General features: G+C 53.0%; 9 protein-coding genes and 1 pseudogene. 8 read left to right on the top strand and 2 right to left on the bottom strand.

Annotated elements, in window-relative coordinates:
• Nucleotides 1-100: 100 nt before the first annotated feature.
• From PGQ95_RS06000 to PGQ95_RS05980, 5 genes and pseudogenes are all read left to right on the top strand, one after another.
• Nucleotides 101-2398: a helix-turn-helix domain-containing protein gene (locus PGQ95_RS06000; RefSeq protein WP_430917286.1), complete on the top strand. Its 2298-nt coding sequence runs from the start codon at nt 101-103 to the stop codon at nt 2396-2398.
• A gap of 124 nt (nt 2399-2522) precedes the next feature.
• Nucleotides 2523-2807: a hypothetical protein gene (locus PGQ95_RS05995; RefSeq protein ID WP_015366267.1), complete on the top strand. Its 285-nt coding sequence runs from the start codon at nt 2523-2525 to the stop codon at nt 2805-2807.
• A gap of 238 nt (nt 2808-3045) precedes the next feature.
• Nucleotides 3046-4698, top strand: coding sequence for an ABC transporter substrate-binding protein SapA (gene sapA, locus PGQ95_RS05990; protein ID WP_087859384.1), 1653 nt, complete (start codon nt 3046-3048; stop codon nt 4696-4698).
• On the top strand, nt 4695-5660 hold the full coding sequence (gene sapB, locus PGQ95_RS05985) for a putrescine export ABC transporter permease SapB (protein WP_015366265.1): 966 nt from the start codon (nt 4695-4697) through the stop codon (nt 5658-5660). The genes sapA and sapB overlap by 4 nt, the downstream gene beginning before the upstream one ends.
• Nucleotides 5661-5861: 201 nt before the next feature.
• Nucleotides 5862-6519: pseudogene (locus tag PGQ95_RS05980) on the top strand (SOS response-associated peptidase).
• Between the two features lie 433 nt (nt 6520-6952).
• On the opposite strand, the gene PGQ95_RS05975 reads toward PGQ95_RS05980, so the two are convergent.
• Nucleotides 6953-7180, bottom strand: a complete 228-nt coding sequence (locus PGQ95_RS05975; RefSeq protein WP_072051401.1) for a hypothetical protein — start codon at nt 7178-7180, stop codon at nt 6953-6955.
• A gap of 380 nt (nt 7181-7560) precedes the next feature.
• A complete protein-coding gene (locus tag PGQ95_RS05970; RefSeq protein WP_023279058.1) occupies nt 7561-7779 on the bottom strand; it encodes a cold shock domain-containing protein in 219 nt (72 codons plus the stop codon).
• A gap of 279 nt (nt 7780-8058) precedes the next feature.
• Between PGQ95_RS05970 and PGQ95_RS05965 the strand changes: the two genes are divergently transcribed.
• The 3 genes from PGQ95_RS05965 (at nt 8059) to PGQ95_RS05955 (ending at nt 17241) form a co-directional block, all read left to right on the top strand.
• Nucleotides 8059-8256, top strand: a complete 198-nt coding sequence (locus tag PGQ95_RS05965; protein ID WP_430917284.1) for a cold shock domain-containing protein — start codon at nt 8059-8061, stop codon at nt 8254-8256.
• A gap of 75 nt (nt 8257-8331) precedes the next feature.
• Nucleotides 8332-8502: a YnfU family zinc-binding protein gene (locus PGQ95_RS05960; RefSeq protein ID WP_306305617.1), complete on the top strand. Its 171-nt coding sequence runs from the start codon at nt 8332-8334 to the stop codon at nt 8500-8502.
• 156 nt (nt 8503-8658) lie between these two features.
• Nucleotides 8659-17241, top strand: a complete 8583-nt coding sequence (locus PGQ95_RS05955; RefSeq protein ID WP_320482703.1) for a GH36-type glycosyl hydrolase domain-containing protein — start codon at nt 8659-8661, stop codon at nt 17239-17241.
• Nucleotides 17242-17251 lie beyond the last annotated feature (10 nt).

Raw genomic sequence — 17251 nt, 5'->3', positions numbered from 1 at the left:
TTTTTTGTTTTATATTGACGAATTATCAATGACTGTTTTCTATACAATTCTGTTATGACAAAAAATACCCTGTTATTTTTTGTCTCTGAAGGAGCGGCGCATGGAACACCACCTCGGCGATTTCAGCCTCACGGTTCGCGATATTCGTCATTTCAGCCCACCGGAAAGCGACGGATTAACGCTGCTGTGGCTGCTGGAAGGCAGCGCGATGTTGCAACTCGGCGAAGCGCCGCAACCGATGCGGGTTGATGACCTGGCGCTTATTAACCGCCGCCAGCGCTGGCAGATTGCCGGCGAAGAGGCCAATGCGGTCATGATCCTCAACCTTGCCGCCGGTTGGCTCACCCGCCTTGATAGCGATTTTTTTGCCTGTGATTATCGGGTTAACGGCGAAAATAAGGATGCGGCAGATAACCTGCGTCAGCTGATGCGCCAGCTGCTGGTGGCAGGGCTGGTCAATCATCATTCGCGCTACCGCTTAGAGGCCAACCGCTGGCTCAGCGAAATCGCCCTGCTGCTGGCGACCCGCTTTACGCAGCCCATCGTGCCCAGCCTGCGCCGCGGCGCCGAAAACTGGAGCCGACGAATTATCAACGTAGTAGCGCGCATCGAAGCCAACTATCAGCGGCGGATCTCGCTGCAGGAAGTGGCCGTCGCTGAGTTTGTCTCGGAGGCCTGGCTTTCCCGCCTGTTTCATAAAGAGGTCGGCGTCAGCTTCGTGCAGTACATTACCGCCCTGCGTCTCGGCAAGGCCGCCGAGCAACTGCTGACCACCCGACGCTCGGTGCAGCAGGTGGCGCAGGACAACGGCTTCGCCAGTACCCGCATCATGAGCGATCTGTTTAAGCGCCAGCATGGCGTCACGCCGCGGCAGTTTCGCCAGCAGCAGCCGCAGTCCGCCGCTCGTCCGCGGGTCAACGCCAGTGAAGTCTGGCATCCGGTCGCGGTCGAACGGCTTTACGCCCGCCTTAACGAGGCGGAAAAAAGCAGCGATGATACGCCTCCGCTACTGCTCAACCCACGTCAGACACGACAGGTGGATATCCGCCAGCTGCCAGCGCGCGCGCCGGTATTGCGCCATACCCGTACCATCGTTACCGTCCGAGAACTCGATGATTTACTCCGCGAAGATGTCCGCCGCGAGCTGGAGCAACTGCAGCAGACGCTACCCGTCTACGGCATCGATATTCACGATCCGTTTCTCAGTAGCCGCCTGTTTGGCGAAGGCTGGGACGACCCGACGCTCGCGGGTTATGCCTGTTGGTACAATCTTCAGCAGCTGTTTAGCTGGCTGGCGCAAAAAGGCTGGACGGTGCTACTCCACACCGGTTTAACCACCCGCTGCGATTTACTACAGCGTTTTCTGCAACTTGCCGCCAATCACTTTTCACCCACGACGCTTGCGAGCTGGCGCTTTGTCTGGCACTGGTCGCCGCAGGCCGGTGAAGCCGCGCGACAGCTGGCCTGGCGACAACAGCGCGAAGTGCTTGCGTCCACCTTGCAACAACCGCAAATGGGTATCTGGCATCGTTTCCCGCAAAGCGGTATTGCCGACGATCCGCTACTGTCTTCCCCGCTGCTCAGCGAGGCCGATTTTCTCGCCTGCCAGGCGGATGCTAATGAACTGCTTGACCTGGCGCAGGCCGATAGCAGCAAGCTTGCCGCCAGTGAAAGCTATCCGCGACAGAAATTACGCCAAATCCATAATGCCCTGCGGCAACGGCAGCTTTCGTTGCCGCTGTGGCTGCTATCGTGGAATACGTTAACCGGCGATACCCGCGATACCAACGGGCGTTTTTTTCGCGGCGCGCTGTTGATGGATAACCTGCTGGGCATTGCCGAACAGGTGTGGCTGGCAGGCTTCTGGCTTAATTCCGGGCTGCAGGGGGAGGCGCGGGACAACGGTAAACTCGACACCTCCAGCCTGGCGTTGCACTACCTGCATGGTCTGCCGCGCCCGGTTTACTGGGTATTATGGCTGTGGCGGCGTCTGCGCGGCGAAGTCTTAATCAATGACAAAAACCTGTTGTTGTTACGTCATAACGGACATTACCAGTTGCTGTTGCGCAATACGGTGATTTTCAACCCCTGGCTGTCGAGCGAAGAGGCCTTTACTCAGCGCTTTCGCCAACCCTATACCCTGCGGCTTGCAGGGCTGGAGGGACGCTGGCGCATCAAACAGCATTTGTTCGATCAACATCACGGCGCGCTATTTCCGCTGTTCGAGGCATTCCGTAGCCGCAGCGGCCCGGACGAAGAAGATTATCGCTGGCTCCAGCACCACGCCCGTCCGGCGCTGAGCGTGCATGAGGAACAACTGGATGATGGCTGGCTACGGGTGGATTCATTGCAGAGCAATGCGCTGGCATTATATGAATTCACACCGCTGAATGATTGAAGCGTGACAACGTCACTATCATTTCATGTATGAAAACGCGAGGAGTTAATAATATGTAACTGGTAAGATGTCTTAATGTGAATTATCATCGGCGGCAATTATATTCAATGGACTGAAAATTCACGTGATTCCGGTTAATTCTCATACGCTAACCCGCTATGCCGCCCATGCCAGTTTGATCCACACCATGAAAAATCATCATGCCCCAGCCCTCTCTTTAATGATGATTTTCTCGGATCTCTGCGTGCGCTCCACGCGTGATGCCTACAGCGAACAAGGCTGGGAAATATCAGAACGTAAAAGCGGACTGGTACTGCGTACTTTCGTCGCCATCCATCGCGACGGCGGAGAACTGGAGATCACGCCAAAAGATTATATTGCCCGCTACAATCAGCTCCTTCCGCTCTGATCCCCGCCACTCGCGCCCGCCGATTGCAGAACGCCAGCAGATGGCTAACTGGAGAAATTGGCGATAAAAAGATACCATGTTTCATAATACTGGTTTATTTCCGACACTAAATTGACCAACTGGCTGGACAACATGCGCTGCCGCTGACCGCATTATCCCCCTCGATGTCGTAAAGGTGGTGGTAAATGTCATTTAATATTAATAAGATAGAGCTCTGCTCTATGATCAAAAAGAAAATATGCGCCTGAAATTGTCCTCTCTTTTAGCGGCAGCCTCGATGCTGTGCGGGCAGGCTTTTGCCGCACCGGCCTTGACTCCGGCGCTGCCAGCTAATGCCGATATCCGCGATAGCGGATTTGTCTATTGCGTCAGCGGACAGGTAAATACCTTTAACCCGCAAAAAGTCAGCAGCGGCCTGATTGTCGACACCCTAGCCGCCCAGATCTACGATCGCCTGCTCGACGTCGACCCCTATACCTATCGTCTGGTACCTGAACTGGCGGAAAGCTGGGAAGTGCTTGATAACGGCGCCACCTACCGCTTCCATCTGCGCGATAAGGTCCAGTTCCAGACCACCGACTGGTTTAAACCGACCCGCGCCTTTAACGCTGATGATGTCATCTTTACCTTCGGGCGCATCTTTAACCGCGACGATCCGTGGCACAGCGTTAACGGCAGTAGCTTCCCCTATTTTGATAGCCTGCAGTTCGCCGATACCGTAGAAAGCGTTCGTAAGCTGGATAACCATACCGTCGAGTTTCGCCTGAAACGGCCGGATGCTTCGTTCCTGTGGCATCTGGCAACACACTATGCTTCGGTCATGTCGGCGGAGTATGCCGCGCAATTGACCAAAAGCGACCGCGAAGAACAACTTGACCGCGAGCCCGTCGGCACCGGTCCGTTTAAGCTGGAAGAGTATCGCACCGGGCAGTACATCCGCCTGCAGCGCCACGCGGCCTACTGGCGCGGCAAACCCTTGATGCCTCAGGTGGTAGTGGATCTCGGTTCCGGCGGCACCGGTCGTCTGTCAAAACTGCTGACCGGCGAATGCGACGTGCTCGCCTGGCCGGCCGCCAGCCAGCTCACCATCCTGCGCGACGATCCGCGCCTGCGTCTGACGCTGCGCCCGGGTATGAATATCGCCTGGCTGGCTTTCAACACCGCTAAACCGCCGCTGGATAACCCGGAAGTTCGCCACGCGCTGGCGCTGGCGATCAACAACCAGCGTCTGATGCAATCGATCTACTACGGCACCGCGGAAACCGCGGCCTCGATGCTGCCTCGCGCCTCGTGGGCCTACGACAACGACGCTAAAATTACCGAATACAACCCCGCGGAGGCGCGTCGTCGCCTGCAGGCCCTGGGTTTGAGTAATTTGACTTTAAAACTGTGGGTGCCGACCAGTTCCCAGGCGTGGAACCCCAGCCCATTGAAAACCGCCGAGCTGATACAGGCGGATATGGCGCAGGTGGGTGTCAAAGTGATTATTATTCCTGTTGAAGGCCGTTTCCAGGAGGCGCGATTGATGGACATGAGCCACGATTTAACGCTTTCCGGCTGGGCCACCGACAGTAATGATCCGGACAGTTTCTTCCGCCCGCTGTTAAGCTGCGCGGCGATTGGTTCGCAGACCAACCTCGCCCACTGGTGCAACCGCGAGTTTGATGAGGTATTACAGAAAGCGCTGATTTCGCAGCAGCTGGCCTCGCGCATCGAAGCCTATAAAGAGGCGCAGCATATTCTCGCCCGCGAGCTGCCGGTGCTGCCGCTGGCCTCTTCGCTGCGGCTGCAGGCTTATCGTTATGATATGAAAGGACTGGTGCTGAGTCCGTTTGGCAACGCCTCCTTCGCAGGCGTGTCGCGCGAAAAAGAAGAGGTGAAAAAACCATGATTATTTTTACCCTGCGCCGCCTGCTGCTGTTGCTTGTGACGCTGTTTTTCCTCACCTTTATCGGCTTTAGTCTCAGCTATTTCACGCCGCACGCGCCGCTGCAGGGCGCATCGCTGTGGAATGCCTGGCTGTTTTGGTTTAAAGGGGTGCTGCACTGGGATTTTGGCGTCTCCAGCATCAACGGCCAGCTGATTTCCGAACAGCTGAAAGTGGTCTTCCCGGCAACGATGGAGCTGTGCATTCTGGCATTTGGTTTTGCGTTATTGGTCGGCATTCCCGTGGGAATGATTGCCGGGATCATGCGTAATAAATGGCCGGATACGCTCATTAGCGCCCTGGCGCTGGTGGGCTTCTCTATCCCGGTATTTTGGCTGGCGTTGCTGTTTACCCTTTTCTTCTCGCTAACGCTGGGTTGGTTACCTGTCTCCGGCCGCTTTGATCTGTTGTACGAAGTAAAAACGGTGACCGGTTTCGCGCTCATTGATGCCTGGCTATCCGATTCACCCTGGCGCCATGAGATGATCGTTAGCGCCGCACGACATATGGTCCTGCCGGTGTTAACCCTGGCCGTCGCGCCGACCACCGAAGTGATCCGTCTGATGCGCATCAGTACCAGCGAAGTCTATGATACAAACTATGTTAAAGCCGCGGCGACCCGTGGCGTCACCCGCAGGACGATTCTCCACCGCCACGTGTTGCACAACGCCCTGCCGCCGGTGATCCCGCGCCTGGGGCTGCAGTTCTCCACTATGTTAACGCTGGCAATGATTACCGAAATGGTCTTCAGTTGGCCGGGGCTGGGGCGCTGGCTGATCAACGCTATCCGCCAGCAGGATTACGCGGCGATTTCCGCCGGAGTGATGGTGATCGGCGCGCTGGTCATTATCGTCAACGTGATCTCGGATATTTTAGGAGCCATGGCTAACCCACTGAAACATAAGGAATGGTATGCCCTACGATAGCACCTACAAAGCAAAAACCTTTATCAATTAAAAACAATGAGTTAAATTTTAAAATTGTTCGATATTCCTGTCTTTAATACACAATTTTGTACACATTGTTTTTAACGTTAGCTCCGACAGTCATCAGTTTGATTGCTGTCGGAGTTCTCTTCCTACTCCTCCACACATTCTATACTTTCAGTCTGCAAACGGGAGGTAACCATGTGCGGACGCTTTGCTCAATCACAAACCCGTGAAGAGTACCTGGCTTATTTGGCTGAAGAAGCTGAGCGGGATATCGCTTATGACCCCGAACCAATCGGCCGGTACAACGTGTCGCCAGGTACAAAAGTTTTGCTCCTGAGCGAACGCGACGAACAACTGCATATCGATCCTGTCTTCTGGGGTTATGCACCCGGGTGGTGGGATAAGGCTCCACTGATTAACGCGCGTGTTGAAACTGTGGCCACCTGCAGGATGTTTAAGGCGCTATGGCAACATGGCCGGGCGATCTGCTTTACTGATGGGGGCTTCGGATGGAAGAAAGAAGGTGACAAGAAGCAACCCACTCTACTTTATCCATCGCGCCGATGGCCAGCCGATATTCATGGCTGCAATCGGAAGCACACCATTTGAACGTGGAGACGAAACAGAAGGCTTTCTGATCGTCACCGCAGCAACAGAAAAAGGTCTAATAGATATCCACGACCACCAGCCTCTGGTACTGTCGCCAGAAGCAGCAAGATAATGGATGAGACAGGACATTGGAGGGAAAGAGTCAGAGGAGTTAGCTGCGAATGGCACCGTGCCCGCAGACAAATTTATCTGGCATGCAGTGACGCGCGCCGTAAGAAATGTGAAAAATCAGGGGAATAATTGATTGAGGCAATCAAATGCACATAGCCAGACGTACGCCTAATGCCAAAAGCGGAAATAAATAATAATTTTTCGATAATAACTTACTGGGTCAGAAAACGGAATATCCGGTGAAAAAGCCCTTGTTGCATTGTCTGGATGTATCAATATGATGCCGGGTTCCTCCCGGTAAATATTTAGGTATCCCCCCATGACTCGCGGCTTCAGTCGTGCATGATGAACATTCCAGCAGCAAAGTCATCAGGTTAGAAAGATATCTGCATTTTGTCAGTACACAAAGAGTGACTTCCTTATATGAGAACGATTATTAAAAATGAACATGTAAAAAAAAGGCCTGCTATTAGCAAGCCACAAAGATTTTAACTCATTTTTTGTTCGCTTCTGATAAATAGGGTAAATACGCAATTCAATTTGAAGCAGAGAAGATAACGAAAATGCTATAAATATTTCCGGAACGCATCGAGTATTTCCTGTGACATTAACTGTCTGTCAGAGGCCACGTAAATAACATCATGATCACCGGTTAATGAAGGAAAGCCTGCAGACATAATCTGTAGATGTATTTCTTCACCGTTTGGGTATTCCTGTCTGATTGAGGATGTACCCTCCGGAACGGTCATGACTTTACAGGATTCGGTATTAAAGAAAACGAGTACTTTTATCATATGCCACCATAATTCTGTTAGTCTTTCCCGTCACTCTCTTCTATCAGTGATGTTAAATGCCGATGCCATTAAAATACAATCAGGGACGTGATGCTTTCGAAGGCAGTCTCGTCTCTTACGCACTTTATTATTTAACAAGCAGTTAGCTTCTGCTTTCAGGCTTTCAGGCTTTCAGGCTTTCAGGCTTTCAGGCTTTCAGGCTTTCAGGCTTTCAGGCTTTCAGGCAGCAGTCCTGCACTTCATCACATCGGTCAGCACACTCATAATTGCGAAAAACATGTTGACCTGATATTAAAAAAACAACCGACTTTCTCTGATTTAATTTATGGACCTGTCTACTCAGGAATAATCCTTCATCGTTGTCGCGGGCCCACAAATCTTCATTTATCGCAAAGTATTACGTTTGTAGCAGCAGGCCCTTTTTCACCACTCTGCATGGCGAACTCAACTTTCTGCCCTTCAAATAAGGTATTGAAATTCTCACCATGGAGTGCGGAAAAATGGACGAAGACATCCTTGCTTCCGTCAAGAGGTGAAATGAAACCAAAACCTTTATCTTCGTTAAACCATTTTACCAAACCTTTAATTCTTGTGGACATACTGACTCCCGTTATACATGATAGTATTAATAGTAAACGTATAGTATTAAAGGTATGACTCAAAAGGAGGGGATATCAGCGATAGCGCCTGGTAATGAGAACTGACCAGAAAATGTTTAACGTTCGTTTGTACATTGAACTAACAGGATTCATTAAGACACGGGAGATACTAATACGCAAATTATTTTTTAGCCATCCAGAAGTCCTGCAGGAAAATTAAGTGTGGCAATATACTATTTTGAATGTATAGTCTTTACGTTTTTTTAATAAGGAATCGACTTGTCCCATAAAATGACAGGCATTGTCAAAAGCTTTGACATTCTCAGTGGTAAAGGCCTCATCATCCCTTCAGATGGGCGAAAAGATGTTCTGCTTCACATTTCAGCCGTTAACTCCCGCGACCCAGGAAGCCGCATAGAATTCTGTCGGATCAATGGTCCCAGAGGGCCTGTGGCTGCGAACATTTACCTCTCCTGAATTTCAGGGTCACAAAATAAACAGATCAAAACTTAACCATATGTGATACGGTGAAGTTCATTCATTGAAAGGTTAATGGTTATGTCTATTATCAATTACGCAATGAAATTCTTCAGCGGTGCATCTACTGCCACTGTTGTCTGCACTGTTTGTGGTTTCAAATCAGTTCAACCGATGGCAAAAATCCGGCGCAATCAGGCCATGCTTTGCCCACGGTGTAAAGCCCTGTTTATCTCACGGCGCTAGTATCAACTGATCCGCCGTGGACAGAACCATCTTCTATACTTAAGTTAAATCCCAGCAGCTGTTAAATCCCTGATGCCTTACGCCCATCCTGAGAGAACGTTTCTGAACTGATTTCGCAACTGCTCCTGCGCGCTAATGTCGCATCAGAGCAATGCTATGAAAATGAACCCCAGAGCGTGGTTTAACCGCTCCCGTATTCCGGTGAATGCTGCCGAAAACGTAACGTTTTCGGCGAACGATCCTGCAAGCGAAAGCACTCCGCGGTCAGAACTCTTTTCGACTGCCCAGATGGAACGCTATGGTCAGAAGCTGGCGCGGACCCATAAAGTATCACCGGATAAACATCCCTATTATCTTCTGAAACGGCTTGGCGACAATGAGGCCGTTATCACCCAAAACTGCTATGAGCTTAATGCAGGTAAAAAGACCAGTATCATGCCCGCCGGGGAGTGGTTGCTGGACAATTATTATCTGATTGAGGAACAAATCCGTACCGTCCGCCAGCACTTGCCGAAAAGTTTTGGTAAAGGTCTCCCGTCGCTGATGTCGCCGCTGAATTGCCCAAGAATTTATCATATCGCATCAGAGGCCATTGCTCACGGTGATGGCCGCTGGGATGCCACCAGTCTGACCAGCTATCTCGCTGCCTATCAACAGGTGACGCCGCTGACGCTGGGTGAAGTCTGGGCATTACCGGGAATGCTTCGACTGGCGCTGATTGAAAATCTTCGTCGTATCAGTATGGAAGTGATAAAAGCGCAACAGGACAGAAACCTGGCAGATACGTGGATAACCAGGATTTTCGAATGTGCAGAGAGTGCGCCTGGTGATTTAATTATGGTGGTTGCCGATTTGGCGCGCTCCCGTCCTCCGTTATCCAGCGCGTTTGTCGCAGAACTGGTGCGGCGTCTGCAGGGTCACGGCAACGCGCTGTCGTTACCTCTTACCTGGGTTGATCAGTGCCTTCGGGAACAGGGAGTCACCACTGACATTCTCATAAATAACTTCAATCAACAGCTTGCCGCCAGCCAGCTGTCTGTCAGTAACAGCATCGCAGGTCTGCGATTACTGGGTGAAACGGACTGGGCTGATTTCGCCGAAACGATAAGCGTCGTCGAACAGGTATTAAGCAATGATCCTGCCGGTATCTATCCCCGGATGCACTTCAATACCCGGGATCATTACCGGCACATAGTTGAGGTCCTGGCCAGAGACAGTGGGCTCAGCGAGCCTGAGGTTGCTGACAGGGTGCTGGCGCTTTCAGAGGGAAAAGCCCCCAATACACCGGAACATCATGTTGGTTATTATCTCGCCGGCGAAGGTCGACAGGCACTGGATATACATCTCCTGGCAGACACCTCAAGACTCATACGCTTGCGGCACAGTTTCAACAGAATAACCCTGCTGTCATGGCTTGGTAGCCTGGCGTTGTTGACAACCGCAGCGACCGCGGCAATATTGCACGAAACTGCCATGCAGGGCGCAGGTTGGTTGTTAATCGCGGTGATATTACCTCTGGTTATCGCTTTAACTCAGTTAATGAGTGATTTACTCAGTGACGCAACCACCCGTTTTCGCGTTCCTCGCCCCTTGCCGGGGATGGATTTTTCAACCGGCATTCCCGCTGACAGTGCCACCATGATCGTCATCCCCTGCATGCTGACCAGCCACGAAAGTTTCAGCCAGCTCCTCTCCTGTCTTGAAGTCTGTTGGTTGGGGAATGAAAACGAAAATCTCAGGTTCGCGCTGCTCACTGATTTTGCAGATTCTGAAAATGAACCCTCGCCGGAAAGTCACGCGCTGCTCAGACAGGCTATCGCTGATACGCAGGTGCTGAATCGCCGCTACCCCTCCGGCCGACCACGTTTTTATCTGTTACATCGTCAGCCTGAATGGAACCCCTCGGAAGGAGCGTGGATGGGCTATGAACGCAAGCGGGGAAAACTGGCGTTACTGAACAGCTGGTTGCGCCATCCCGGAACGCAATTCGTCAGCGTTGCAGACATGCCTGCCCACCTTTTACCGGGTCACATAAAATACGTCATTACCCTGGACAGTGATACGGTGTTACCGCGCGATACGGCTCACAAACTGGTCGCGGCGATGGCCCATCCGTTGAATACGCCAGAGTATGATCCGGTACGCCAGAGGGTGGTCAAAGGATTTGGTATTTTACAACCCGGTCTTGCTGAGGAGATACCACGTAACGGTCAGGGGCGTTACGCCGCCCTGCGCAGCAGCATACCGGGTAATAACCCCTATTCTATGATGTCTTCGGATATCTATCAGGATCTCTTTGGGGAAGGGTCGTTCGTGGGCAAAGGGATTTACGATGTTGACATTTTTATGCAGGCCACTGCCAATACCTGCCCGGAAAATCTGGTTCTCAGCCATGATCTCCTCGAAGGGTGCTATGCGCGCTCGGGTCTGCTGAGTGAGGTGTTACTCTACGAACAGTACCCTAATAATTATCTGTCGGACGTTGCACGCCGTTCACGCTGGATCCGGGGTGACTGGCAACTGCTTAACTGGCTGAAACCACACGTCAGAAAAGCCGATGGAACCCGTACCCGGAATCCACTGACCGCGCTTTCTTACTGGAAATTACTCGACAATCTGCGTCGCAGCCTGGTCGCCCCCTCTTTAGTGGTATTGCTCTACTTCACCCTGCTTTGGGTTCCCAATCCGGTTTACTGGCTGTGCATACTGTCACTGATTTGGCTGTTGCCAGCCCTCCTCTGCATCACCCATGACCTTCTCAATAAACCTCTGCGCCGTCGCCTGAAGCCGCATCTGTTACTTGTAATGGCGGGCGCGCTGAAGCGTCTGTCAGGTATCGGTCTTAATTTTGCGATACTGCCACACGAAGCCGGATATTCGCTGAAAGCGATCGCCGTGACGCTATGGCGACTGGGGATAAGCAGGCGTCACCTCAGCCAGTGGGTCAGCCACAGCCAGGACAGCAATCAGGCCAGATCCACTGTTGCACGTTTTTATCAGGCGATGTGGCTGAATGTTGCCGGTGGCGTGACGCTGATAATTCTGACCGGAAAATTGGCCCCCCAGCTGCTGGGGATTGTGTTACCGATCGGTTTGGTATGGTGTGTGGCGCCGTTGCTGATGAGCTGGCTGAGTCGTCAGCCCGTGCGTAAGGTTTTTTCGCCAGGTCAGGAACAAAAACAGCTGTTACGCCAGACAAGCCGTGAAATCTGGGCATTTTTTGAAACCTTTGCCACAGAAAAAGAGAACTGGCTTCCGCCTGATAATTATCAGGAAATACCACAACCGACGGTGGCACACCGAACTTCTCCTACCAATATTGGTCTTTCACTAATGGCTAACCTGACGGCATGGGACTTTGGCTACCTGCCCGGCGGAGAGGTGCTCCGGCGCGTGTCGCTCACACTCGACACGCTGGATAAAATGGAGCACTACCGGGGCCATCTGTACAACTGGTATGACACCCGTACGCTGGCCCCCCTCAGTCCACGCTATATCTCCAGCGTCGACAGCGGCAACATGGCCGGGCATTTGTTGACGCTGCGTGCAGGGCTGTCCGCCATGCGTCATCAGCCTGTTTTAAGCAGCCAACAGATACTGGCAGGACTGAACGATACGCTGGATATTCTGGAAAAACAGTGGGGTAAGAACCCACCTGACAGCCTGAGACTGCTGCGCAAGCATTGCCTGAATGCGGTGTCGCTCTCTCCGCAGGCGTTTATCAGCGAACTGAAAAACATGCGCACCCAGTGCAACCATCTGACCATGTTATGCCATCAGGGGTCACCTCTTCAGATGCGCTGGGCAGGACATCTGGAGCATCAACTGGTTCAGCTTTGCCATGAGTGGTCTCTGTTGCTTGGCTGGTTACCTGTATCCTGGAATGAGCAGACGCTGCCGACGCTGAGCGAGCTTGCCCGTCCGACATTAACCGGTACAGAAACGCCTCCGGCGTCAGTGGCGGAGCAGGCCCGAATGCGACTCAATATTATCACCGAGCTGGAACAGCGGCTGGATGAGCATGCCCGGATGGATTTCGCCTTTCTGTACAGTGAAGCAACCAGTCTGCTCAGCGTCGGTTATAACTGTGACACGAATACGCCTGACAAGAGCCACTACGATCTCCTGCCGTCTGAAATCCGCCTGACCAGTTTTCTTGCCATTGCGACTAATCAGCTACCTCTTAAAAGCTGGTACGCACTGGGTCGATTGTTTACCACGATTGATAATGAAACGGCCCTGATGTCATGGAGCGGATCCATGTTTGAATATCTGATGCCGAATCTGGTGATGCCCACCTGGCCCGGCAGCCTGCTCGATGAAATGAGTCAGTCGGCGGTTATGCGCCAGATTCACTGGGGGAAAGAACGCGGGGTACCATGGGGTGTTTCAGAGTCTGGCTATCATGCTTTTGATGTTCAGCATAATTATCAGTATCAGGCATTTGGCGTACCGGGGCTCGGTCTACGCAGGGGACTTGCCGATGACATGGTTGTCGCTCCTTACGCCACGCTGCTGGCGCTGATGGTTTCCCCGCAGAAAGCTTGTGAGAACCTGTTCAGGCTGCAAAAAAATGGTGCATGCGGAGAATACGGTTTTTATGAAGCGCTGGACTATACCCCCTCACGTCTTGCAACCGGTCAGCTCTATGCGGTGGTACAGTCCTGGATGGCGCATCACCAGGGTATGGCATTTCAGGCGCTGGCTCATGTGCTGCTTGATGCCCCCATGACTGAACGCTTTATGTCCAGTACGGTATTCCGGTCAGCGAGTCTGCTGTTACAGGAGCGCGTGCCGGATGCGGTCGATCTGTACAGTCCGCGCCGTCATTTTGAATCTCATGAGGGCATGGTCAAACCCGTTCGCTATGAACCCCGTATTTTCTATAGCGTGGATACCCCCGCCCCGGATATTCAACTCCTGTCCAACGGCCATTATCATCTGATGTTGACCGCGGGCGGCGGCGGTTACAGTCGCTGGAATGATATTGCACTAACGCGCTGGCGCAGTGATACCACCCGTGATAACTGGGGAGCTTTCTGCTACATCCGCGATACCCAGACGGGAGATGTGTGGAGCAATACCTGGCAACCAACAGGCTACACCAGCGGACAAGACGAGGAAGTGTTGTTCACCGATGCGGGGGCAGAATTCAGACGCAGCTTAGGGGGACTCAGCGTCAAAACTCAGGTGGTGATCTCTCCGGAGGATGATGTTGAATTGCGACGGCTCACACTGATTCATCGTGGTCGCAAGCCTCGCTCTCTGGAGCTGACGACCTATGCTGAAGTGGTACTGGCACCTGATGCCAGCGATCTGGCACACCCGGCATTCAGCAATTTGTTTATTCAGACTGAGCTGGCTCCTGAGCGTGACGCTATTCTTTGCCACCGGCGCCCGCGCTCACCGGATGAACCGGGCCCTTGCCTGTTTCACATGATGGTGGTGCACGGCGATAACCGACATAACGTGTCGTTTGAAACGGACAGGGCAAGGTTTATTGGACGTGGCAGAAACCCTGCGAATGCACAGGCAATAGAGACGGGAGGGATGCTAGGCAACACGTCGGGCTCGGTGCTGGATCCGATACTGGCAATTCGCAACGCCATTATTCTGCAGCCGGGGCAGCCGGTTACGATTGATATCATTTATGGCATCAGCGAGACCCGTCAGCAGAGCCTGGCGTTGCTGGAGAAATATCGCGATTACCCTATCGCCGATCGCGTCTTTGAACTGGCCTGGTCTCACAGTCTGGTGGTATTGCGCCAGATGAACGCCAGTGAAGATGATGCCACGTTGTTCAATAGTCTCGCCAGCGCTGTGCTTTACCCTGTCCAGGAGCTGCGCGCCGAAGGCCAGGCGATCGGCCGCAACCGGCGTGGCCAGTCCGGACTGTGGGGCTGGGGAATTTCAGGGGATCTGCCGATAGTGCTGCTGAGTATAACCAGCGAGGAAGGTATCACCTCAGTGACCACACTGATTCAGGCACACCGTTACTGGAGACAGAAAGGGCTGGATGTTGATTTAGTTATCCTGAATAACAGCCCCGGCGGCTACCAGCAGGGATTACAAAATCAGATTATGGAGTTAATTTATGCCGGGTCTGAAGCCAGTCTGCTGGATAAAAAGGGCGGGCTTTTTGTCCGCAACGGTGAGCATCTCTCCGCTGAGGATAAGTTGCTTTTGATGAGCGTGGCCTGTCTTTATCTTGATGACCGCGCAGGGGGGATTAATGAGCAGCTTAACCAGCGTATTCATACCCTGAAATCGCCGGCAAGGGCATTCATTCCGCGTGCTGTGCGCGAGCGTAATCAACATACGGACTGGAGCCCTGATACCAGTCAGTTATGCCATTTCAATGGGTACGGTGGATTTTCTCAGGATGGGCGGGAGTATCAGATCGTCCTTCGGGAAAATGCGCTTACACCGGCTCCCTGGTCGAACATACTGGCAAATTCTCGTTTTGGCAGTGTGATCTCAGAGGCAGGGCAGGCCTATACCTGGTATGAGAATGCCCATGAATACCGGTTGACGCCGTGGGAGAACGATCCGGTGAGCGATCGCAGCGGCGAGGCATTTTACCTGCGCGATGAAGAGAGCGGGGAGTGCTGGTCGCCGACGGCTTTACCTGTTCGCGGACACGGTGATTACCTGACCCGCCATGGTTTTGGCTACAGCGTTTTTGCCCATCGTGAGAGTGGTATAGACAGCGAGTTGACGGTCCTGGTTGCTGAAGAAGATCCGGTTAAACTGGTGCTCCTGACGCTCAGTAACTCTTCGGGACGGACACGTCAACTTTCCGTCACAGGCTATGTAGAGTGGACGCTCGGAGAAACACGAACGCGCTCAGCCCCTCACATTGTGACACATGTGGCCAGAACGCCCGGCGGCTGCGGGATACTTGCGAATAACTTTTATGGTGATAATGGTGGCGGCCGAACTACATTTTTTGCCGTCAGCGGTAATGACTGTTCTCTGACAGGGGACCGCCGGGAGTTTATTGGCCGTAATGGTTCCCTTCACGCCCCTTCGGCTATGAAACTGCAAAAGCTTTCTGGTAAGACGGGGGCCGGTCTGGATCCCTGCGGAGCGGTGCAATCGGCGGTTACATTAATTGACGGGGACCAGAGGACGTTTATTTTTATCCTCGGCGCAGAGGAGAATGATGTTTGTGCTCAGGAGACGCTGGCCCGCTACATGAACGAGGATACGGTCCGCCAGGAGCTGAACCGGATTCATAATCACTGGCACAATGTTCTCGATAAAATCGTAGTTAACACCCCCGACACGTCCGTAAATTTACTGGTTAATGGCTGGCTGTTGTATCAGACAGTCGCCTGCCGTCTTATGGCCCGGAGTGGCTACTATCAGTCTGGCGGTGCATTTGGTTTTCGCGATCAGCTGCAGGATACGCTGGCTCTGAGCCACGCTGCTCCGGACCGGATGCGTGAACAGATAATACTCTGTGCATCACGGCAGTTTATCGAGGGGGATGTGCAGCACTGGTGGCACCCGCCACACGGCAACGGTGTGCGTACCCGCTGTTCCGATGACTATCTTTGGCTGCCGCTTGCTGTTTGCCACTATGTTGAAACGACGGGGGATATGGATGCACTGGAAATACGCATTCCTTATCTGGAGGGACGCTCGCTTCAGCCTGGTGAAGAGTCTGTCTATGACACGCCGGTCATCAGCGGCACCGAAGAGACACTCTGGTTACACTGCGTCAAAGCTATTCACTATGGACTTCGCTTCGGGGAGCATGGCCTGCCGCTGATGGGGGCTGGTGACTGGAATGACGGGATGAACCGGGTGGGTATCGAAGGCAAAGGTGAAAGCGTCTGGCTGGGCTTCTTCCTGTACGACATTTTGCAGCGGTTTGCAGCGCTGGCGGAGCGCAGGCTGGATGAAAGCGTCGCCGCGATGTGCCATTCACAGGCTCTGCGCCTGCAAAGCAATCTCGAAGCCCACGCCTGGGATGGGGAATGGTACCGGCGCGGGTATTTTGACGATGGTACTCCCCTGGGATCGAAAACCTCACAGGACTGCCGGATTGATGCGATTGCGCAGAGCTGGTCTGTATTGTCCGGCGCCGCGAGCCCGGGACGGTGCGCAAAGGCCCTGCAGGCGCTGGATAAGCACCTTGTGGATAACAAAGGCGGGCTGATCAAACTGTTAACGCCTCCTTTCGACGGACACGGTCCAAATCCGGGCTACATACAGGGGTACCTGCCCGGTGTGCGGGAAAACGGAGGGCAGTATACTCATGGCGCCATCTGGGCCGTGATGGCATTTGCCCGGATGGGGAATGCCAAACGTGCCTGGCAACTCTGGTCAATGCTCAACCCTGTAAATCATACTCTCAATGCGGGCTCTGTCGGGATTTATAAAGCTGAACCTTATGTCATGAGTGCTGATGTCTACAGCGTAGCTCCCCATACTGGTCGTGCAGGCTGGAGCTGGTACACCGGTTCTGCAGGCTGGGCCTGGCGTTTACTTACCGAGGAATTACTGGGGATAAAACGCACCGGCACTGACTTTAGTGTTCATGCCCTATTACCGGATGCGTGGCCGTCTTTTTCTATTGCTTATCAGTATGGTGAAAGCCACTATCAGATTAGTGTCTCACGCGGCGATGCAGAATATTCCGTGACGCTGGATGGTGTTCTCCTCCCTGATGACAGAATACTGCTGAAGGATGATGGACAAAACCATACGGTTGAGATCATTCAGAACTGACACTGATCCC

Origin of the sequence: Klebsiella sp. 141240 (assembly GCF_050600805.1) — a bacterium.
GTDB lineage: Bacteria > Pseudomonadota > Gammaproteobacteria > Enterobacterales > Enterobacteriaceae > Klebsiella > Klebsiella aerogenes.
Note: the sequence above shows the minus strand (reverse complement) of the source record. Positions and strands in the feature narration are given on the sequence as shown.